This window comes from Ideonella flava (genome assembly GCF_051857595.1).
Lineage (GTDB): Bacteria > Pseudomonadota > Gammaproteobacteria > Burkholderiales > Burkholderiaceae_C > Ideonella.
The window spans coordinates 230,952-248,937 of record NZ_JBPZHD010000002.1 but is presented as its reverse complement, the minus strand read 5'-3'; the positions used below and the strand labels follow the sequence as shown (position 1 = coordinate 248,937).

Sequence of the window (17,986 nt, the reverse complement as noted above, 5' to 3'; positions counted from 1 at the left end):
GGGCGTCGGGGCAAAGCGGAGGTGCGCAAGGGTAGCCGCTGTGTCCACTCCAAGAACGAAAACCAGATATGGATCTGCGAAACGGGCGCATCAGGCGCTTCGCCTCCGCGACCGCCCGTTCGGGGGCAGCCATCAAACGGCAGCGCGGCGCTCGGGATGATGCGGTGCAACAAGGACACCCGCCCATGCTCTCCCGACTGCACCGCCTGCTCGACAAGACCGGCCTGAACCGCTACACGATCGACACCCCGGACTCGCAACGCCAGCAGTCCGCGAACAAGAGCGACCTGGGCGTGCGGCCCAAGGCTCGCCGGCGCACCCACGCGCCGGCCAGCGCCACCGAGATGGCGCCGCGCCGGCAGGGCCAGGCGCCCGCCCTCTCGGCCGCCGGGGCCAGCCCGGGTGCCAGCCCGCTGTCGGTGCTCTCGCCCAGCCCGGCGCGATCCGAGACGGCCCTCGTGACGATGCCGCTGGATTCGGCCTCCGCTGCCGACACCCCCCTGCCGCACCCGCTCATCGATGCCATGCAACAAGGCCAGGCAGGCTTGCCGAGTCTCATCGAGCAGCAGTTCGGGCACGTCGGCCAGACGCTGTTCGCCAAGTCGGCCTTGCGCCAGTCCTTGCAGTCGCTCGCACCGGCGATGTCCCCCGCGGCGCCGGTGGGCCTGCCGGGCATGCCCGCGGTGCTGTTGACGCAGACCCTGGCCCTGGCGACAGGCGCCGACGCTTCGCGCGCCACGGCCGCGCTGGCGGCCCTTCGGCAGATGGATCCTGTGGCCGACATCGGTGCCGCCTGGCGGCGCGCCGCGCAGGGCGAGGCGGCACCCCACACGCCGCCCGAAGAAGCCGATGCCTGGCGCGTGGCGATGGAGCTGGGCGCCACGCCCAGCGGCATGCGCCTGCTGCAGACCCTCGTGAGCCGGCCCGTGATGCCGGCCCAGGAGAAGGACTTCGCGCTGCTGCTGAAGACCTTGTCCACCCTGTCGGCCCGGGAGCCGGCATTGCAGGCCACGCCTTCGGCCATGCTGGCTGCGCAGACCCCGCCCACCACACTGCTGGCCGAGGCACTGACCTGCGCATCGGCCCGCCTGGCCGGTGAGGTGCAGGCCGCGGAGCCCCACGCGTGGGCGCTGAATTCGGTGCGAAACGACATGTTCGAGACCGGCCCCGGATCGACCTTTGCCGCGGCCAATGCGCGCCTCATGAAGCTGGGCCGCTGGATCGACGTGACGGCCGGCGAGGGCCGCTTCGCCCTGCGCAATCCGATGACCGGCAAGTCGGCGTTCAGGGCCCTGCGCTACGGTGCGCAGCAGGTGGACCGCGGGCCGGCCGTCTCCAAACACCGCAAGGCCTTCGATGCTTCGCTGCGGCGGGCGGCCACGCAGCTGCGAGACCAGCTCGTGCAGCAAGCGCCCTTTGCGAGAGCCGGCGGGCCGGCGCAGGTGCCGACCTCGCTGCTGCGCGCCGCCGTGCTCGATCATTGCGTCGCGGCGCCGGCCTCCGCGATGCTCGACGGCAAGTCCTTCGATGCGACCGCCCTCGACGACATCGCCCACCGCCTGGCCCTGCAGATCGCCGCAGGCGACGAGGGCATGGCCGCCGAGCTGGCACCGCGACTGCGCCAGCAGCCCGAGCTCGAAGCGCTGTCCCGCGAGCCGATGAGCATGGAGCGGCTCGACGAGTGGCTCGCCGACGCCGTGGCCGACCATGCCGCGGTTCCCACGGCCGCCGCCGCGTCCAGTGCCTCATGGGCCGAGGGCATCACTGCCGAGTTGCAGGCAGCCCTGCGTGAGGTACAGGGCCACGACACCCGCCTGCCGCAGGTCACCCGCGAGGGCCTGCGCGGCTTGCTCAAGCACATCGTGAACAACATCGAGGGCTCGTCGCGCCTGCGGCTGAGCAGTGGCGGCATCCTCGCCGTCGGCCTGAAGCAGCTGTCGGCCGCCGTCTCGGGCCTGCTCACCGGCTTCGTCTTGCGCGGCAAGATCGACGCACGCAAGCAATGGGGCCGGCATGCGGTGTTCGAGATCGCCATGCCTCCCTACGACATGGAGATCATGGTCGCCACCCAGCGGCAAGACGCCAAGCAGTTCGGCGTCGGGGCTTTCGCGGGCGCGGACCTCGGCGTCGCCAAGGCGGGCGGCAACGCCGACTTCCTGCTCTATGGCAGCGAGTCGTCGTCGCTCAAGGGCGTGACGTTGCGGTTGCCTCGCATCGGGCGGCCGGTGAGCGAGCTGCGGACCGAATTCTCGAACCTGGTCGACAGGCTGCTGGATGGCACCGCGGGTACCCAAGCCGAGGGCGGCGAGCCGCTGCTCAAGCATCTGCTGCAGGAGTTCCCCGAGCTCACCGTCAACCGCGTGGGCCACGCGGGCGACGAACGCAAGCGCCATGGCGCCACCGTCGAGGGCCAGGCGTCGGCATCGTTCATGGGCGTGCGCGCCTCCGCCAGCGCGGGCGTGGCCGCCGAGTTCCAGCACGGCGTCATCCGCCACTACGAGGACGAGACCGGCCACATGCGAATCGAGCGCCGGATCGAAGCCTGGAACGCCCGCGGCGGCGTCGGCGCGCGCCTGACGGCCGGGGGCACGGTCGACGCGGGCCGCGTGAACCTGACCTCGGGCAACACCGACAACATGCTGATCGGCGCGAGCGCCGACCTGATCGTCGCCGGCAGCAGCGAGCGCCGCGAGGTCGTCTACCAGGACGGGCAGCTGCACCCCATCTCGTTCAAGGAGACCGAGTACCTGAACCTCGGCAGTTTCCTGGACCGCATGAACGGCCAGCGCGAAGACTGGGTGCAGGCGAGGCTCGCTTCAGCCGGCACCGCGCGCACGAACGAGGGCGAGCACCTGAAGCTGCAGGAGTTCCTCGACGAGGTTTCGCAGCAGGCGACGCCGACGCACACCTACGCCGTGCGCTCGACCATCCGCCCCGAGGCCGCGGCGCGCGTCGATGCCTTCCGCTCGGCTGCCCAGCTGGCCCAGCGGCAAATCGCGCAGGACAACGCCGCGGGTCCGGCAATCCACCCCACGGCCCCCGCGACCGTCGATGCGATGGTCGACGCGGCCGAGGCCGAATGGGCGAAGCCCGAATCCCTGCAGCCCTACTCGCTGCGCTCCTACGAACGCCTGACGACCCAGGGCACCACCGGCCTGAACCTCGTGGCGCAGTTCGCCACGCAGCACCTGGCCGAGGCGAGCCACATCGACAACCGGCTGGATGCGGCCTGAGATCAAGCGGACCGATGAAGCATCGACCGGTTAGATCCCGGAAATATCTCGGTAGGAGATGTGACCGGATGCGAGGCAAGGCCCTCGTGAGTCTTTCCTCATGATTTGCGATCCGGGGGCTGATACCTTGCCCAATGCGTCATCCTGGGTCGCCTGAAGACCGTGGCCTGAACAGGTCCAGCGCCGCAGGCGTGATCCACGCATCGCCAGCACCCGCGTTCACGGCAGCGCGGGTCGCCGACATCGCCGAGCACACCCCGAGCTCGGCGGGCCGAGGTGCCCCGAAGGCACTCGCCCATCAGTCACCACGGAGAAGTTGATGCCACACATTCGTCGGCTAGGGTTCATCGCCCTTGGACTCATCACCCTGATGCAGGGCGCCATGGCGCAGGAAGAACAGATCCGCAAGGCCCTGTCCGCGCGGCTGCCATCGTCGGTCGCGATCGACGAGGTCACGCCCTCGCCCATCCCTGGGCTGTATGAAGTGCGATCCGGGATGTCTATCTTCTACACGGACCCGAACGGCGACTACGTGATCCGCGGCGACATGCTGGACACGCGCCGCCAGACGAACCTGAGCCAGGCCCGCCTGGCCAAGCTGTCCTCCCTCGATTTCTCCAAGCTGCCGTTGCAGGATGCCATCGTCTCCAGGCGCGGCCAGGGCACGCGCCAGCTGGCGGTGTTCGCCGACCCCGACTGCCCCTACTGCAAGCAGCTGGAGAGCATGCTCGAGCAGAGAGACGACATCACCGTCTACACCTTCCTGTTGCCAGTGCTGGGGCCGGGCTCCCTCGACAAGGCCAAGGCCATCTGGTGCTCCAGGGACCGGGACGCGGCCTGGCGCGCCTGGATGCAAAAGAGCCAGGCGCCCACCGCGCAGCCCGATTGCGACACGAGCGCACTGGAGCGCAATCTCGCACTGGCCAGCAAGCACGCGATCAAGGCCACGCCCGCGCTCGTCTACGAGGATGGCACCCGGGTAGGCGGCGCGCCCTCCGCGGTCCAGCTGGAGGGCCAGCTGGCGCAGCACCGGCTGGCGACCACGGATCGTCAGAAAGTCGCGCCCTGACGGCCAGGAGCCGAGGCAGCGAACCGGCGACAGGAGTTGGTTCCGCAAGCATCAGGCTTTGGTCATGCCTCGGGGAAGCGTCGTTGGTAGCTTTGAGGCCTCGCGTTTGGCGAGTCAGGCGGGATGAGGGCAGTCACCGCTGATACCGATCCAACAATCCTCGAGGTAGTTATCTTGAAACACAGTTCGTACTCAGGCGTGCCGAAGAGCGCCGCATCCGCAGGGCGCATCGCCGTGTTCGCCGCAGGCATGTCCGTCGCCTGGGCCGCCCAGGCGGCCAATTGCACCGACGCTCCCGTCAGCGGCCGCAGCTACTACATCGTCAACAAGGACAGCGGCCTGCAGCTCGACGTGTCGGGCGCTTCGCAGAACACCGGCGCGTCCATCATCGAGTGGCCCGCCAACACGCAGGCCAACCAGCGCTGGACCCTGACGGAGCTGTACCGCGGCATCTGGACGATCCGCGCGGCGCACAGCGGGCAGGCGATGGACCTGGAGTCGTACAACACGGCCGAGAGCGCCTCGGTCAAGCAGTACGCCTACACCGGCAACCCGAACCAGCAATGGGTGGTGACCTCCTCCAGCAATGGCGCGTACACCATCTCTTCGAACTATTCGAAGAAGCTGCTGAGCGTCGCCGACAAGACGGCCGGCACGGCCTTGAAGCAGCGCTCCGACCAGCAGGGATCCGGTCTGCAGCGCTGGTACTTCAATCCGGTGGATGGCAAGTGCAGCAACGCCACGGGCGGGGCCTTCGGCAGCTTCATGGGATTCAACAAGATCCTGATCGGCGGCGACATCGACGAAGACACCGCCAAGGTGCTGCCGTGGGACCTGCGCTACCAGTACATCCACAGCAACCCGGCGCCGTACGCCCAGTGCTACGAGAAGTGCTGGGGCGGCTGCGACCAGGGCGGCTGGTGGGGCTGCTGGGGTTCGAGCCAATGGGACAACTCCTCCGGCATCACCATCACCTGGAACAACGCCCACCCGGACAACAACAACCCGGGCCACCCGCGCATCCAGCAGTGGACGTGGTACTCGGCGCAGGACATGGGGATCACCGCCGGCAACTTGAAGAAGCAGTACAGCGGCGGCGACGGCAGCCCTGACTACCGGGGCGCCATCAACAACGCCGGGCTGCTGAAAGGCTACCTGGACGACTACCGCTTCCTGCTCAACAAGATCGGCACGACGAACCGCAACATCATCCACCTGGAACCCGATTTCTGGGGCTTCCTGCGGGACACGGGCGGGGCTCACCCCAACGATCCGCACTACATGCCGGCCCAGGTGCGGGCCGCCAACCCGACCGACTGCAGCAACGAGGAAGACAGCGCCGCCGGCCTCGCGAGCTGCATGATCAACATGGCTCGCCGCTACGCACCCAAGTCCACGGTGGGCGTGCATGCCTCGTGCTGGGACTGGATGCACGCGGACACCGCCACGGAGGGGCCGAAGGCTTGTGCTTCGTACTACCGCGAGCTCGGGGCCGGCAAGGGCGACTTCATCGTCGCCGACGCAGCCGACCGTGATGCCGAATGGGCCACACGCAACATCCCGGGCGGGTCCTACTACTGGTGGAACGACAGCGTCTTCGCCCAGTACCTGTACCTCACCAAGACGCTGACCGAAAGCGTGGGCAAGCCGATGATCATCTGGCAGATCCCGCTGGGCAACGAGTGGCAGAACAACACGGACAACAACTGGCAGGACAACAAGGTGCGGTACATGTTCGACCGCATCGAGGACCTGGCCAAGGTGCACGTGGTGGCGCTGCAGTTCGGTGCCGGCCACTGGCAGCAGACCAGCACGCGGACGGACGACGGCTACCTCGTCATGAAGGCGCGCGACTATTACGGCAAGGGCGGCGTGTTCATGAAGTGACGCGCTGACTCACCGGCCATGCCTATCCCGGCATGGCCGGGCGCCCTACAGCGTGAGGTTGAACCGGAACGGGAACTCCATCGCGCAGGGCGCGCCGTTGCACATCGCCGGCTTGTACTTCGCCTGCACGAGGATGAAGGAAATGGCCTTGGCCACATCGATGTTGGGCGCCTTCATGATGCGCACGCCGGTGGCGTTGCCCGCCGCGTCGACGTTCACGAAGATGGACACCAGGCCGGTGACCTTGGCGACACCGGCCAGCTCCGCCACGTCGCTCATGATGGGCGCCATGCCGGCCTTGGGGAACGGCGGCTCGTCCCGCTCGGGCATGCCGTCGTACAGGGCCCGCAATCCGGCCCGCTCGGCGGGGGTCAGGCTGTCGAACTTCTTCTTCGTCGGGTAGGCCGCCCCGGGCGGCAGCGCATCCTCGGTGCGCGGCGCGTAGGCCGCGGTCGAACCGGCATCCTGGGCGACCGCCGCACCCTGCGGCAGCAGGGCCAGCGCCAGGACGGGAATCAGTGCCTTGAGCATGAGGACCTCCTGTCAAAGAGAGGCGTGCCGCGGCCGGATGGATAGAGCAGTTCAGTGCGGCATCACCGGCTGTGAAGCCCGCAGCATAGGCCGTTCAAGCGCCGGGCGGAATGATCGAGAAGACCCAGGCGTCGACGAACCGCCCATGCAGCTTGAGCCGGTTGCGGGCCAGGCATTCGCGCACGGCGCCGGCCCGCTCGGCCACGCCGAGGCTCGGCAGGTTGCCCTGCGCCACCACGATCTCCACCCGGCCCTGGCCCAACTCACCGAAGGCCAGTGGCGCCAAGGCCTCGACGGCCGCCAGCGCGGCACCCCGGCGCTGCCAGGACTGCCTCACCCAGTAGCCCAGGTTGCAGAAGCCATTGGCCGTGTTGAACTGGTTCAGGCCGCATCCGCCGACCAGCGTGCCGGACGCCGTGTCGAAGATGCCGAACTCGTGGCTGGCGCCGCTGGCCCTCTCCTCGTCGCAATGCGCGAACCAGGCCGCCGCATCGGCGGGCCGGTAGCCCTCGTGCGCCCAGCTCATCCATCGCCCGACCGTGTGGCCGGACTCCCGGACGGCGTCGACGAAGGTGAAGATGTCGGCGTCGGTGAAGGGGCGAAAGGTGTAGCGGCCGGAGCTGAGCATGGGCATCGAGGGTCGCGGATGGAGAGGAAGGCCGCAGGTTAGCGGACCCGCTCGCGCACGGCTGCGAGGCGGCCCGCCATCTCCACCCTTGGCTAGAAGCAGTCCTTGCCGGGCAGCTTCAGGCGGCAGCTCCAGCTGAAGAGCTGGACGCCGTTTTTCATCGACCGCCGGTAGGTGGCCGTGGCCTCGTTCGCGATGGCCTCCGGCAGCGGGACCGCAACCGCCGCGCCCGATGAGTTGGAGTAGAAGTTGAGGAAGCAGGTGCGATCCGGCTCGCACAGCCGGACCACCTGCTCCTCGTACGCGGCCTGGTCGGCGACCAGTTCGGCCGGCACGATGACGAAGCGCACGAGGCCCTGCTGCCCGGCGACAGGCCATGCGGCATTCGATGCGGCCGCCGACCCTGCGCAGAGGGCCAGCAGCACCGCACCGAAGGCAGCGAGACGCCGGTGGCGCGGATGGCGCGCGAGGGTGAGTGGTTCGAGGTCAGCGGCGTGGTGCATCGGGAGCTCCGTTCGACGTGAATGATCGTTCCGCATTTGCTCGCGGGGGCCCGCCCTCAAGACGCAGCCGGCGGTGCTTCGGGCGATTCATTGCTCGGCCGGAAGGCACTGGCCCGCTCCCTCTCGACAGGGCGAACCTCGAACATCAAGCCGCAAGCCAGGCACGGATTCTGCGCGGCCAGCGCCGCGGCCTCGTCGAGACTGCCCGCGAGGAAGAACCAGTAGCCGCCGATGACCTCCTTGGCCTCGGTGAACGGGCCATCGGTGACGCCGCTGCGCGACACCAGCCGACGCTCCCGCGCCAGCCGCTGGCCGGGCTTCAGCTTGCCCTCACGCACCAGCTGGTCGTGCCACTCGTAGAAGGCATCGATCGCGGCCTGGATCTGCTCGGGCGACTTGTCGCCATCCCACTGGCCTCTGGAGATCACCAGGAACTCGGATGGGGGTGGGCTGCTGGGCATGCGGCTTCCTTCGGGTTCATCGCTTGGGTTCAGGCGGCCCGCTCGACTTGGGTGTTGTCGAAGCACTGGATGAAGCCATCCCACCGCTCGTCGTGCAGCTCATGCTCGACGTAGTGGCCGCCGGTGTAATCCGCGATGGTGCGCCTCCAGAAGGCCTGGGCCGGCAGGTTGAGAGGCATCTGCCCCACCTCCCACCGCCCCCGGAACTGATCGAAGAGGAACCGGGCCCCGGCCGCCCCGATCCCCATCCTCCGGTAGCGCTTCATGACGAAGAACTGGCCCATCCAGTACTCGTTCTCGGGGAAGGTGACGTCCGGGTCGACGAGGCCGAACCCCGCATAGTCGCCATCGACCAGAAAGAAGTACGCGCTCAGCCTGGGATTGCGCAGATAGCGATCCACTGCGAAGCCGTACTCGCCATGCACGTTCAGCGTCTGCGGCCAGACCTCGGACAGGTCGTACTGATACAGCTCCAGCATTCGCGACAGGACCGGCCGGTCGTGCCATCGGGCCTGGCGAAAAGTGATGTTCGGTGACATGGGTCCCCACTTCGCGAAGGTACGAGTATTGCCGCCGTTTCAGCTTGTCATGAACCTTGTCGGAGAAAGGGTCGTCATGAAGCTGAATGCACTCATGGTCCGCTACATCGTGGACGACGTCGAAGCGGCCGTTGCCTTCTACACCCGTCACCTGAACTTCAGCGCCTCACTCCCGCCGGGCCCGGATTTCGCGCTGCTGGCGCGGGAGAACCTGCAGCTCGTCTTGAGCCCCACCAAAGGCCCGGGAGGCGGCTCGCAACCGATGCCCGACGGCCGGCGGCCGGAGCCGGGCGGATGGAACCGGATGATCGTGAAGAGCAGCGACCTGGAGGGCGACATCGCCGCGCTGAAGAAGGCTGGCGTCAAGTTCCGCAACGACATCGTCGCCGGGCCCGGCGGCCGCCAGATCCTCATCGAGGATCCGTCGGGGAACCTGGTGGAGCTCTTCGAGCCCGCCGCGGCCGCTGGAAGCTAGAGCCGGGCGTTCCGGCCCCTGGCCGGAAATCATCCTTCAGGGCGCCAGCACCTCACGCCGAGCCGGCGGTCCAGTCACTCTCCAGCAGGCCGTACAGGGCGGTATCCGATTTCTCGCCGCTGCTGATCCAGCGTTCTCGAAGCAGACCCTCCCGCACGAACCCCAGTCTCCCGAGAAGCTTGATCGTCGCGAGGTTGCGAGGATCGGTATCCGCCTCCACGCGGTTGAGGCCGAGGCCGCTGAAGCCATGGTTCAGGAACGCGACGAGCGCTTCCGTCATGTACCCCTGGCCCCAGGCCGGCGAGGCGAGCACGAAGCCGAGTTCAGCCCTGCGGCTGTCGCGATGGATGTCGAACAAGGTGCACGTCCCCATGACGACGCCCTCGTCCTTCCGAGCGATGCCCAGGCACAGGTGCCTCCCTGAGGACAGCCAGCCGCGGCTTTGCCTGATGAGGTCATGTGCCTGCTCGATGCCAGTCCACGCTGGCGAGTTCGAGTACCGCATCACCTTCGTGTCTGAGTGGATGGCAAGCAGTGCTTCCGCATCTGCTTCGGCCAAGGGCCTGAGGAGCAAGCGCTGGGTTTGAATCTCGGGTTGACCGAATGCCGTCATGCGATGCCTCCACTTCCTGTTGCCCAACGATCGATCCGGTGCGGTACCAGCTACGCCGGTGTCGCATTCGCCAGCGTCGTCTGGAGGACCAACTCATGGAACCCCTCCGCCGCCACCGACAACCCCCGCCCCCTCCGCCTCACGAAATACAACCTCCTCATCAACCCCTTCCACCCCAGCGCCCGCGTCACCAGCCCCGGATGCTGAAAGTGAAAGAGCGCCAGCTCCGGAACGATGCTGATCCCCAGCCCCGCGCGGACCATGCCCATAACGGTCGCCAGCTGATCCACCTCCATCACCGCATTGAGCCGCAGCGGCCTCAGGGCCGCATCGAGGTATTGCCGAACGCTGCTCGTGCGAGACAGATGGATGAAGGGATGCGGAAGCAGGTCCTTGGGTTTGGGGGTCGCCTTCATCGTCGCCAGCGGATGCCCGGCGGGGCAGACGAGGTGGAAGCGGTCGGTGCAGAAGAGTTCGGCTTTCAGCTCCGGCGTGTCGGCGCGGATGGCGGCGATGGCGAGATCGGCCTGGCCTGTTTTCACGCGCTCTATGCAGGCTTCGCTCAGCACGTCGGCCACGTCGAGCTCGATGCCGGGATAGCGGGCGCGAAAGTCGGCGAGCACTGCCGGCAGCCAGCCGGCGGCGAGTGAAGGCAGCAGTGCGATGGAGACCCTGCCGCGGCGTTTGGTGGCGTAGTCGGCGGCGCCGGCGATGGCCGTGTCGAATTCGGCCAGCACGCGGCGCGCGGCGGGTTCGAAGGCGCGGCCCTCGGTGGTCAGCTCGACGTGGCGGGTGCTGCGGTCGAAGAGGCGCTGGTTGAGTTGATCTTCGAGCTGCTTGATGAGCGCGCTGTAGGCGGGCTGCGAGAGATGGCACTGCGCCGCGGCGCGGGTGAAGCTGCGCTGCTCGGCCAGGGCTATGAAGGCGCGCAGCTGGCGGGTCGAGAGGTCCATGGCCCCATCTTGGATTCATCTGTATCACGAATCAAGCCATTTCAATTTTCGAATTCACAGATGAGCGGGCGCTGCCTACAGTCCGGCCATGGCTTCTACCTCGTCACCCCACTCCCCGCCCGGCATCCTGCGCGTCGGCAGCGCTGCAGGCTTCTCGGGTGACCGCACGGATGCCGCGGCGCCCGTGGTCAAGGCACTGATCGCCGCCGGCGGCCCTGCCGTGCTGATCTTCGAGACCCTGGCCGAGCGCACACTGGCCCTGGCCCAGCTGGCCCGGCGGCAGGATCCGGATGCCGGCTATGAGCCGCTGCTGGTCGATCTGCTGCGACCGGTGCTGGCGGAGTGCCTCGCCCACGGCATCCGCATCGTCAGCAACTTCGGCGCGGCCCACCCGGCGGGCGCGGCGCGGCGCATCCATGCGCTGGCCGCAGAGCTCGGATTGAAGCCGCCGCGCATCGCGGTGGTCGAGGGCGACAACCTGGGCGGCGAGGCCGCGCGGCCGATGCTGCGCGAGGCCATCGGCGCCGTCACGCTCGATCGCCTCGCCGTCGTGAGCGCCAACGCCTACATCGGTGCCGAGGCCATCGCCGACGCGCTGCGCGAAGGCGCCGAGATCGTCGTCTGCGGCCGCGTGGCCGACCCGTCGCTCACCGTCGGCCCGGCCCTCGCGCATTTCGGCTGGTCCCTGGACGATGGGGATCGCCTCGCCGGCGCCACCATGGCCGGCCACCTGCTCGAATGCGGCGCGCAAGTGAGCGGTGGCTACTACGCAGACCCGGGCTTCAAGGACGTCCCTGGTCTCGCCACGCTGGGCTACCCGATCGCCGAGCTCCACCACGACGGCTCCTGCGTGATCACCAAGCCCGCCGGCACGGGTGGACGCATCGATGCGCACACCGTGAAGGAGCAGCTGCTGTACGAGCTGCACGACCCCGCCGCCTACCTGACGCCGGACGTGGTGGCCGACATCTCGCAGGCCCGCGTCACCGAGCTGGGCGTGGATCGCGTGCAACTCGCCGGCGTGCGCGGCCACGCGCGGCCCGCGACGCTGAAGGTCAACGTCTGCCACGAGAACGGCTGGCTGGCCGAGGGCGAGATCTCCTACGCCGGCGCCCGCGCCGAGGCCCGCGCCCGCCTGGCCGCCGACGTGCTGCGCGAGCGCCTGGCCGGCCTCGGCCCGCTGCGGGTCGATCTCATCGGCGTGACGAGCCTGTTCGCCGACGACACCGGCCGCTGGCTCGCCGCCCAACCCCAGGGCCACGCCCGCGACGTGCGCCTGCGTGTGGCCCTGCGCCACGCCGAGCGCACGCAAGCCGAGCGACTGGCGCGCGAAGTGACCGCGCTCTACACCTGTGGCCCCGCCGGCGGAGGCGGTGTGCGCACCGGCCTGCGGGCGCAGCTGGGCACCGTCTCCTGTCTGGTGCCGCGTGAGCGAGTGCCCACGATCCACCGCTTCATCGAGGCCCAAGCATGATCACCCTGCCCCTGCACCACGCCGCCCATGGCCGCACCGGCGACAAGGGCGACCGCTCGAACATCAGCGTCATCGCCTGGCACCCTGCGCTGTGGCCGCTGCTGGTGGAGCAGATCACCGAAGCGGCCGTCGCGGCGCAGTTCGCCCACCGCCAGCCCACGCGCGTCACGCGCCACCTGCTGCCGAACCTGCATGCGATGAACTTCGTGCTCGACGGCGTGCTGGATGGCGGCGTGAACGACGCGCTGAACCTCGACAGCCACGGCAAGGCCCTGTCGTACCTGCTGCTGGACCTGCCCTTGCGCGTGCCCGCCGAGCTGGCACCGCACCTGGTCAACTGGCCGCCCCGAGAATCCACCCCCTTGCAAGGAGACAACCGATGACCACCCGCCGCATTGCGCTGGCCGCCCTGATCGCCGCCCTGCCCTGGGCGCCTGCCGTCCGCGCGGCCGATGCCTATCCGTCCAAGCCCATCACGTTCGTCGTGCCCTTCGCCGCCGGGAGCGCCACCGATTCGCTGGCCCGCGCGCTGGGCCAGTCGATCACGGCCGAGACGAAGCAGCCGGTCGTCGTGGACAACAAGGCCGGCGCGAGCGGCATGCTGGCCGCGCAGTTCGTGGCCCGCGCCGCGCCGGATGGCTACACGGTGCTGATCTCCACCAACACCACCCACGCAGCCAACGAGCACCTGTACAAGAAGATCGGCTACGACCCGGTGAAGGACTTCTCGCCCGTCACCGCGCTGGCCAAGGGCTACCAGGTGCTGGTGGTGCATCCGAATTCGCCCTACAAGACGGTGGGCGAGCTGCTCGCCGCGGCGAAGAAGACGCCGGGCAAGCTCACCTTCGGCAGCGGCAGCGCCTCCAGCCGAGTGGCCGGCGAACTCTTCACCCAGATGGCCGGCATCCAGATGCTGCACGTGCCCTACAAGAGCAACCCGCTGGCCATCACCGACCTGCTGGGCGGGCAGATCGACATGATGATCCCCGACACCGCCACCGGCGTGCCGCAGGTCAAGTCCGGCAAGCTGCGCGCGCTGGGCGTCACCTCGACCAAGCCGCTGGCCTTGCTGCCCGGCGTGCCGCCCATCGCCGAGGCGGGCGTGAAAGGCTACGAGATGAGCTACTGGTTCGCCGCCTACCTGCCCGCGCACACGCCGCCGGAGGTGGTGAACAGGCTGCACGACCTGCTCGTGGCCGGCACCGCCAGCCCGGCCGCCAAGTCCTTCTTCGAATCCGGCGGCTCCGAGGCCTTCACCACCACGCCCGACGGCCTGGCCAAGTTCCAGGTCGAGGAGTCGCAGAAGTGGGGCAAGGTGATCAAGGCCGCCGGCATCGAGCCTGAATGAATGATCCCCACACCCCCTGCCGGGGGCGCGCCGGATCGGCCTTCAGGGTCCCCAGCTCAGGACGTAGCTCGGGCCCTCGTAGTCGTAGCCGCCGTTGGTGAGCAGCACCTTGTCGCCGTCCACCGTCATGGCCTGGCGGCCGCAGCCCGGGTCGTCCTGAGCCAGCGTCTGGCGTTCGAGGTTGCCCGCGGAGTAGCCCCAGTAGACGACGTCCGGCGCCAGGTCGTGCAGGAGGTTGGGGCAATCGGCGCGCGCCAGCACGACGTAGATGTCCGGCCAGCCGTTGTGGTCGAAGTCGCCGATGGTCAGGCTCCTGGGCGGCGCCGCCTGGAGTTCATCGAGCGTGGCGCCTTCGAAGTAGGGCGCGGTCCCGGTGTTGTGCCAGATCTGCAAGCGGTTGGTGCTGGTCACCACCACCAGGTCGTCCCGGCCGTCGCCGTCGACGTCGGTCAGCCGGGCGTCGCGCCAGCTGCCGATCGCCGGTGTCGCCAGCTCGATGAAATCGCCGGCGCGGTCGTTGAGGTAGACGTGAGAAGGCTGGCGGTCGTTGCAGACGACGAGGTCGTCCCAGCCATCGCCGTCGACGTCGCCCTTGACCACGCAGCTGTGGCCGCGCACGCCGCTCGCCCGCGTCTGCACCTCGACGAAGTGGCCGTCGCCCTGGTTGAGGTAGACGTGGTTGAGGTTGATCTGGTCGCTGGCCACGCGCGGGGTCGCCTGGTTGCTCAGGTAGATGTCGGGCCAGCCGTCGTGGTTGAAGTCGAAGAACAGCGGGATGCGGCCGCGGCCGTAGATGTCGTAGGCGCCGAAGTTGCCCGCCTTGTGGAAGGTACTCATGGGCCCCTGCAGCCACAGCTCGTTGTAGCCCTTGCCGCGGCCCTCGAGCGCACCAACGGCGCAGTACATATCCAGCAGGCCGTCGCCGTTGACGTCGGCGGCATCGCAATCGTGCCGGTCCGACATGGCGAACACGAAGGCCGAGGGCGCGTAGCCCGACGGCGTCCAGTACCAGATGCGGTCGTTCGGGTCGTGGCCGCTGATGAACAGATCGTCGTGGCCGTCGCCGTTGAAGTCGGCCACCACCATGCCCCAGGCACGCGAGACCTCGAGCAGCGTTTCGGTGTACTGCGCCAGCGCCGTGGAGCCGCAGATGGCCAGGGCGATCGCGGCCAGCCGGCGGGCGAGCCTCGTCATCGTCGCCCCGCTCATGGCTGCCACCCGATGACGTAGTTGGGGCCGCTGTACTCGACGCCCCCGTTGGCCAGCAGGATGCGCCGGCCGTCCAGCGTCGCGGCCTGGTGGCCGCAGCCGTCGTAGTCCTGCGGCTGCTTGACCTTGAACCAGGTGCCGTTCTTGCGGCCCTGGAAGAGCACGTCGGGCGTCACGTCGTGCAGGACCTGCGCGCAGCCGGTCTTCGACAGCACGACGTAGACATCCGGCACGCCGTCGCCGTTGGCATCCACGACCGACAGCGAACGCGACACGACGAGCAGGTGGCTGCTGAAGGCGGGCGCGCTGAAGTACGGGCTGGCGCCGGTGTTGAGCCAGATCTGGAAGTCGTTGGCGTTGGTCAGCACCAGCAGGTCCTGGCGGCCATCGTGGTTCATGTCGACCAGCCGGGCGTCGCGCCAGCCGCCGATCGCCGGCGAGGCCAGCTCGGTGAAGTCGCCCGCGCGGTTGTTGATGTAGACATGCCCGGGGTTCTGGCCGTTGCACAGCACCAGGTCGTCCCAGCCGTCGCCATCCACGTCGCCCTTGGAGGCGCACTGGAAGCCGCGCTTGCCGGTGGCCAGCGTCGGCACCTCGACGAAGCCCGCGCCGGCCTGGTTGAGGAAGACGTGGTTGATGTTGATCTGGCCGTCGGGGCGATCGGTCGCCTCGTTGGTGACGTAGACGTCCGGCCAGCCGTCGTGGTTGAAGTCGAAGAAGACGGGGATGCGCCCGCGGCCGTAGGGGTCGGCCGCGCCGTGGTCGGTGGACTTGTGGAAGACGCCCGAGGCGTCCTGCAGCCAGAGCTCGTTGTAGCCCTCGCCCATGCCCTTTTCGGCGCCCACGGTGCAGTAGAAGTCCAGCCGCCCGTCGCGGTTGAAGTCGGCCGCGTCGCAGTCGTGGCGGTCGACCCATTCCAGCACCTGCACCCCCGGCGCGTAGCCGGTGGGGGTCCAGTACCAGAGGCGGTCGTCGGTGTCGTGTCCGCTGAGCAGGAAGTCGTCGTGGCCGTCGCCGTTGAAGTCGCCGACCATGGTGCCCCAGGCCCGTGACGTCTCCAGGAACTGCGCGCTGTACTGCGCCTGCGCAGCCGCCGCCGAAAGGGCCACGAGCAGCCCCGCCATCATCTGAATCGTTCGCCTCATGGGCCCTCCTTGATGGGATGTCGCCGAGCCCCGATGGCCCGGTGCGCCCAATCTAGGAAGAAGGCCCCCGACGCCGGCGGAGCCAGATCAAGCCCCGCGCGTGTCGCGTGCAGAGGGCTTGCGTTTCGTCAACGAAGCGGTGGATTCCGATGGTCAGCCCGCGCCGTATGCCTCGCGCTCCACGCGATTGCGCCCGTTGGCCTTGGCGCGGTAGAGCGCGGCGTCGGCGCGCTGCAGCACCGTCTCGGCCTCGTCGTGCAGCGGGTCGAACACGGCGATGCCTATGCTCACCGTCATCGAGACGCCGGCATCCTGCACCCGCACCGGCTCGGCGGCCACGCGGCGCAGGATGCGATCGGAGGTGTGGTGCGCGTTCTCCAGGCTCGCGCCGGGCAGCAGGACGACGAACTCCTCGCCGCCCCAGCGGCCGAGCTGGTCGCTGTCGCGCAGCTCGGCCTGCAGGCGCTGCGCCACGGCCACGAGGCAGGCGTCGCCCGCGTGATGGCCGTGGTGGTCGTTGATCGACTTGAAGTGGTCGACGTCGACGAAGAGCACGCCCACGCCGTTGCCGCCGGCGCGGGCCTCGCTCGTCATCGCCCGCAGCTGGCGCTCGACGGCGCGGCGGTTGAGCACGCCGGTCAGGCCGTCGCGCTCGGCCAGCTTGCGGGCCTGGTCGCGTTCGCGGCGGAACGACAGCACGCGGTCGGCGATGCCCATCGTGAGCACCAGCGCCTCCCACACGGCGCCCAGCGCGTAAAGGTAGACGCTGCTCGCCGGGGCCGTCAGGAGGCCGGCCGCCTGCAGGCCGCGCATCGAGGTGGCGATGTTCAGCGGCACCCAGCCGGCCAGGAAGTACCAGCCGTAGCGGTTGCCGGCGCGGGCCACCATGACGCCCAGCACGATGAGCCACAGGTTCACGACCTGCAGGACCGCGACCAGCAGCATGCCGAAGCCCGCCGCGGGCCAGGGCCACACGGCGATGGCGGCGGCAGCGGCCAGCAGGGCGAGGCGCAGGAAGCGGGTCACCGGCACCGCGCGCGGCGCATGTCGTGTCAGGTCGAGAAAGCCTCGCGAGAAGCCCACGGCACAGCCGATGGCCCCGCAAGCCGCCGCCCACTGCCCATGGATGCCCAGCTGGCCGAACCACTCGCCGCCCGGCAGGGCGTAGAGCAGCCCGCTGCTGCTGGTCATGAAGACCGTCAGCAGCAGCAGGTAGCCGGTGTAGTCCGCGAACATCGTCTCGCGCAGGGCGACCCAGTAGCAGGCGGCGAAGATCGCGAAGGCCGCCATCGCGGTGTAAAGCGCGGCCGAGGTGATGAGGCGGGTGCGTTCGTAGTCGCGCCATTGCGTGGCCGGCACGATCGAGAAGTCGACGTTGACCCGGTGGTGGTGCGCCGCGTGCAGCAGCAGCACGGCATCGGGTGCGAGGTCGGCCGGCAACGGGAAGACGAGAGCCAGCGCGGAGGACCCGGGCTCGTCCGGGCGCACCTTGCTGCGGGTGATGACCCGACCGCCCGGCAGGTGCAGCTCCACCGTGTCGGCCAGCTGGCTTTCGATGACGAGCAGGGCCTCGGGGGGCAAGGGCCCCGGCACGATGCGCAGCCAGCTGCCCTCGTCGCGGTAGGGAAGCATCCGTTGGATGCGCTCGCCCTGCGCCTGCCACAGCGGCGCCTGGCTGGCGCGCGCCGCCTCGAGGACGGCCGAGGCCGGCAGGTCGTCGGGCAGCAGCTCCACCCGCAACCCGGCGGCCCGCGCCCCACCCGACAGCGCGCCGGCGAACATGAGGAAAAGCACAAGCAGCCGCGCCAGGCGGCGAATCACAGCGGACGACATCGGGAAGCGGGAGGCAGAGGACAGGCGGCGTGCAGGGCCGACGCCGTGCTCATGCGGCGCCGCCGCAGCGTAGCACCGGCACCCG

General features: G+C 69.0%; 17 protein-coding genes. 7 read left to right on the top strand and 10 right to left on the bottom strand.

All coding sequences use genetic code 11. The features are described from left to right. Positions 1–185: 185 nt before the first annotated feature. The 3 genes from ACS5PM_RS04840 to ACS5PM_RS04830 all read left to right on the top strand — a co-directional run bounded on the left by ACS5PM_RS04840 (position 186) and on the right by ACS5PM_RS04830 (position 6,189). Positions 186–3,233, top strand: a complete 3,048-nt coding sequence (locus tag ACS5PM_RS04840) for a hypothetical protein (RefSeq protein WP_439386044.1) — start codon at positions 186–188, stop codon at positions 3,231–3,233. Between the two features lie 319 nt (positions 3,234–3,552). After that, positions 3,553–4,302 carry a DsbC family protein gene (locus ACS5PM_RS04835; protein ID WP_439386042.1) on the top strand — a complete coding sequence of 250 codons (750 nt, stop codon included), beginning with the start codon at positions 3,553–3,555 and terminating at the stop codon, positions 4,300–4,302. Positions 4,303–4,476: 174 nt separating this feature from the next. Then, the gene (locus ACS5PM_RS04830; protein ID WP_439386040.1) at positions 4,477–6,189 is read left to right on the top strand and encodes an RICIN domain-containing protein; all 1,713 of its coding nucleotides are present in this window, start codon (positions 4,477–4,479) and stop codon (positions 6,187–6,189) included. 45 nt (positions 6,190–6,234) lie between these two features. On the opposite strand, the gene ACS5PM_RS04825 is transcribed toward ACS5PM_RS04830, so the two are convergent. The 5 genes from ACS5PM_RS04825 to ACS5PM_RS04805 all read right to left on the bottom strand — a co-directional run bounded on the left by ACS5PM_RS04825 (position 6,235) and on the right by ACS5PM_RS04805 (position 8,851). Continuing rightward, the gene (locus tag ACS5PM_RS04825) at positions 6,235–6,720 is read right to left on the bottom strand and encodes an energy transducer TonB (RefSeq protein WP_439386038.1); all 486 of its coding nucleotides are present in this window, start codon (positions 6,718–6,720) and stop codon (positions 6,235–6,237) included. 94 nt (positions 6,721–6,814) lie between these two features. Beyond that, on the bottom strand, positions 6,815–7,348 hold the full coding sequence (locus ACS5PM_RS04820; RefSeq protein WP_439386036.1) for a GNAT family N-acetyltransferase: 534 nt from the start codon (positions 7,346–7,348) through the stop codon (positions 6,815–6,817). Between the two features lie 92 nt (positions 7,349–7,440). Further along, a complete protein-coding gene (locus ACS5PM_RS04815) occupies positions 7,441–7,851 on the bottom strand; it encodes a hypothetical protein (RefSeq protein ID WP_439386034.1) in 411 nt (136 codons plus the stop codon). A gap of 56 nt (positions 7,852–7,907) precedes the next feature. Next, complete coding sequence (locus tag ACS5PM_RS04810; RefSeq protein WP_439386032.1) at positions 7,908–8,312, bottom strand: YciI family protein; 405 nt, start codon at positions 8,310–8,312, stop codon at positions 7,908–7,910. Positions 8,313–8,341: 29 nt separating this feature from the next. Beyond that, a complete protein-coding gene (locus ACS5PM_RS04805) occupies positions 8,342–8,851 on the bottom strand; it encodes a GNAT family N-acetyltransferase (RefSeq protein ID WP_439386030.1) in 510 nt (169 codons plus the stop codon). Between ACS5PM_RS04805 and ACS5PM_RS04800 the strand changes: the two genes are divergently transcribed. Next, positions 8,838–9,326, top strand: a complete 489-nt coding sequence (locus ACS5PM_RS04800) for a VOC family protein (protein ID WP_439386028.1) — start codon at positions 8,838–8,840, stop codon at positions 9,324–9,326. The genes ACS5PM_RS04805 and ACS5PM_RS04800 overlap by 14 nt on opposite strands. A 52-nt stretch (positions 9,327–9,378) precedes the next feature. Here ACS5PM_RS04800 and ACS5PM_RS04795 read toward each other — a convergent pair whose 3' ends face one another. Next, entirely contained in the window at positions 9,379–9,939 is a 561-nt protein-coding gene (locus ACS5PM_RS04795; RefSeq protein ID WP_439386025.1) for a GNAT family N-acetyltransferase, read from the bottom strand. Between the two features lie 50 nt (positions 9,940–9,989). Further along, positions 9,990–10,892 carry a LysR family transcriptional regulator gene (locus tag ACS5PM_RS04790; protein WP_439386023.1) on the bottom strand — a complete coding sequence of 301 codons (903 nt, stop codon included), beginning with the start codon at positions 10,890–10,892 and terminating at the stop codon, positions 9,990–9,992. A gap of 88 nt (positions 10,893–10,980) precedes the next feature. On the opposite strand from ACS5PM_RS04790, the gene ACS5PM_RS04785 reads away from it, so the two are divergent. Genes ACS5PM_RS04785 through ACS5PM_RS04775 form a run of 3 tightly spaced genes read left to right on the top strand, consistent with a single transcriptional unit; the run spans position 10,981 to position 13,714 of the window. Then, complete coding sequence (locus ACS5PM_RS04785; protein WP_439386021.1) at positions 10,981–12,366, top strand: acyclic terpene utilization AtuA family protein; 1,386 nt, start codon at positions 10,981–10,983, stop codon at positions 12,364–12,366. Further along, positions 12,363–12,749 (top strand): AtuA-related protein, encoded by a 387-nt coding sequence (locus tag ACS5PM_RS04780; RefSeq protein ID WP_439386019.1) that lies wholly within the window; start codon positions 12,363–12,365, stop codon positions 12,747–12,749. Before ACS5PM_RS04785 ends, ACS5PM_RS04780 begins: the two co-directional genes overlap by 4 nt. Further along, the gene (locus tag ACS5PM_RS04775; protein ID WP_439386017.1) at positions 12,746–13,714 is read left to right on the top strand and encodes a Bug family tripartite tricarboxylate transporter substrate binding protein; all 969 of its coding nucleotides are present in this window, start codon (positions 12,746–12,748) and stop codon (positions 13,712–13,714) included. The genes ACS5PM_RS04780 and ACS5PM_RS04775 overlap by 4 nt, the downstream gene beginning before the upstream one ends. 42 nt (positions 13,715–13,756) lie before the next feature. Here ACS5PM_RS04775 and ACS5PM_RS04770 read toward each other — a convergent pair whose 3' ends face one another. From ACS5PM_RS04770 to ACS5PM_RS04760, 3 genes are all read right to left on the bottom strand, one after another. Next, positions 13,757–14,908 (bottom strand): FG-GAP repeat domain-containing protein, encoded by a 1,152-nt coding sequence (locus ACS5PM_RS04770; RefSeq protein WP_439386015.1) that lies wholly within the window; start codon positions 14,906–14,908, stop codon positions 13,757–13,759. Between the two features lie 11 nt (positions 14,909–14,919). Further along, positions 14,920–16,068, bottom strand: a complete 1,149-nt coding sequence (locus tag ACS5PM_RS04765) for an FG-GAP repeat domain-containing protein (protein ID WP_439386012.1) — start codon at positions 16,066–16,068, stop codon at positions 14,920–14,922. A gap of 153 nt (positions 16,069–16,221) precedes the next feature. After that, entirely contained in the window at positions 16,222–17,901 is a 1,680-nt protein-coding gene (locus tag ACS5PM_RS04760; RefSeq protein ID WP_439386010.1) for a sensor domain-containing diguanylate cyclase, read from the bottom strand. Between the last annotated feature and the right edge of the window lie 85 nt (positions 17,902–17,986).

What these genes read in the sequence shown, in the direction of transcription:
- ACS5PM_RS04760 (WP_439386010.1), bottom strand. Translation starts at nt 17,901, where the DNA reads ATGTCGTCCGCTGTGATTCGCCGCCTGGCGCGGCTGCTTGTGCTTTTC.
- ACS5PM_RS04785 (WP_439386021.1), top strand. Translation starts at nt 10,981, where the DNA reads ATGGCTTCTACCTCGTCACCCCACTCCCCGCCCGGCATCCTGCGCGTC.
- ACS5PM_RS04775 (WP_439386017.1), top strand. Translation starts at nt 12,746, where the DNA reads ATGACCACCCGCCGCATTGCGCTGGCCGCCCTGATCGCCGCCCTGCCC.
- ACS5PM_RS04805 (WP_439386030.1), bottom strand. Translation starts at nt 8,851, where the DNA reads ATGTCACCGAACATCACTTTTCGCCAGGCCCGATGGCACGACCGGCCG.
- ACS5PM_RS04840 (WP_439386044.1), top strand. Translation starts at nt 186, where the DNA reads ATGCTCTCCCGACTGCACCGCCTGCTCGACAAGACCGGCCTGAACCGC.
- ACS5PM_RS04770 (WP_439386015.1), bottom strand. Translation starts at nt 14,908, where the DNA reads ATGACGAGGCTCGCCCGCCGGCTGGCCGCGATCGCCCTGGCCATCTGC.
- ACS5PM_RS04795 (WP_439386025.1), bottom strand. Translation starts at nt 9,939, where the DNA reads ATGACGGCATTCGGTCAACCCGAGATTCAAACCCAGCGCTTGCTCCTC.
- ACS5PM_RS04765 (WP_439386012.1), bottom strand. Translation starts at nt 16,068, where the DNA reads ATGAGGCGAACGATTCAGATGATGGCGGGGCTGCTCGTGGCCCTTTCG.
- ACS5PM_RS04780 (WP_439386019.1), top strand. Translation starts at nt 12,363, where the DNA reads ATGATCACCCTGCCCCTGCACCACGCCGCCCATGGCCGCACCGGCGAC.
- ACS5PM_RS04835 (WP_439386042.1), top strand. Translation starts at nt 3,553, where the DNA reads ATGCCACACATTCGTCGGCTAGGGTTCATCGCCCTTGGACTCATCACC.
- ACS5PM_RS04790 (WP_439386023.1), bottom strand. Translation starts at nt 10,892, where the DNA reads ATGGACCTCTCGACCCGCCAGCTGCGCGCCTTCATAGCCCTGGCCGAG.
- ACS5PM_RS04825 (WP_439386038.1), bottom strand. Translation starts at nt 6,720, where the DNA reads ATGCTCAAGGCACTGATTCCCGTCCTGGCGCTGGCCCTGCTGCCGCAG.
- ACS5PM_RS04810 (WP_439386032.1), bottom strand. Translation starts at nt 8,312, where the DNA reads ATGCCCAGCAGCCCACCCCCATCCGAGTTCCTGGTGATCTCCAGAGGC.
- ACS5PM_RS04815 (WP_439386034.1), bottom strand. Translation starts at nt 7,851, where the DNA reads ATGCACCACGCCGCTGACCTCGAACCACTCACCCTCGCGCGCCATCCG.
- ACS5PM_RS04800 (WP_439386028.1), top strand. Translation starts at nt 8,838, where the DNA reads ATGTTCGGTGACATGGGTCCCCACTTCGCGAAGGTACGAGTATTGCCG.
- ACS5PM_RS04820 (WP_439386036.1), bottom strand. Translation starts at nt 7,348, where the DNA reads ATGCTCAGCTCCGGCCGCTACACCTTTCGCCCCTTCACCGACGCCGAC.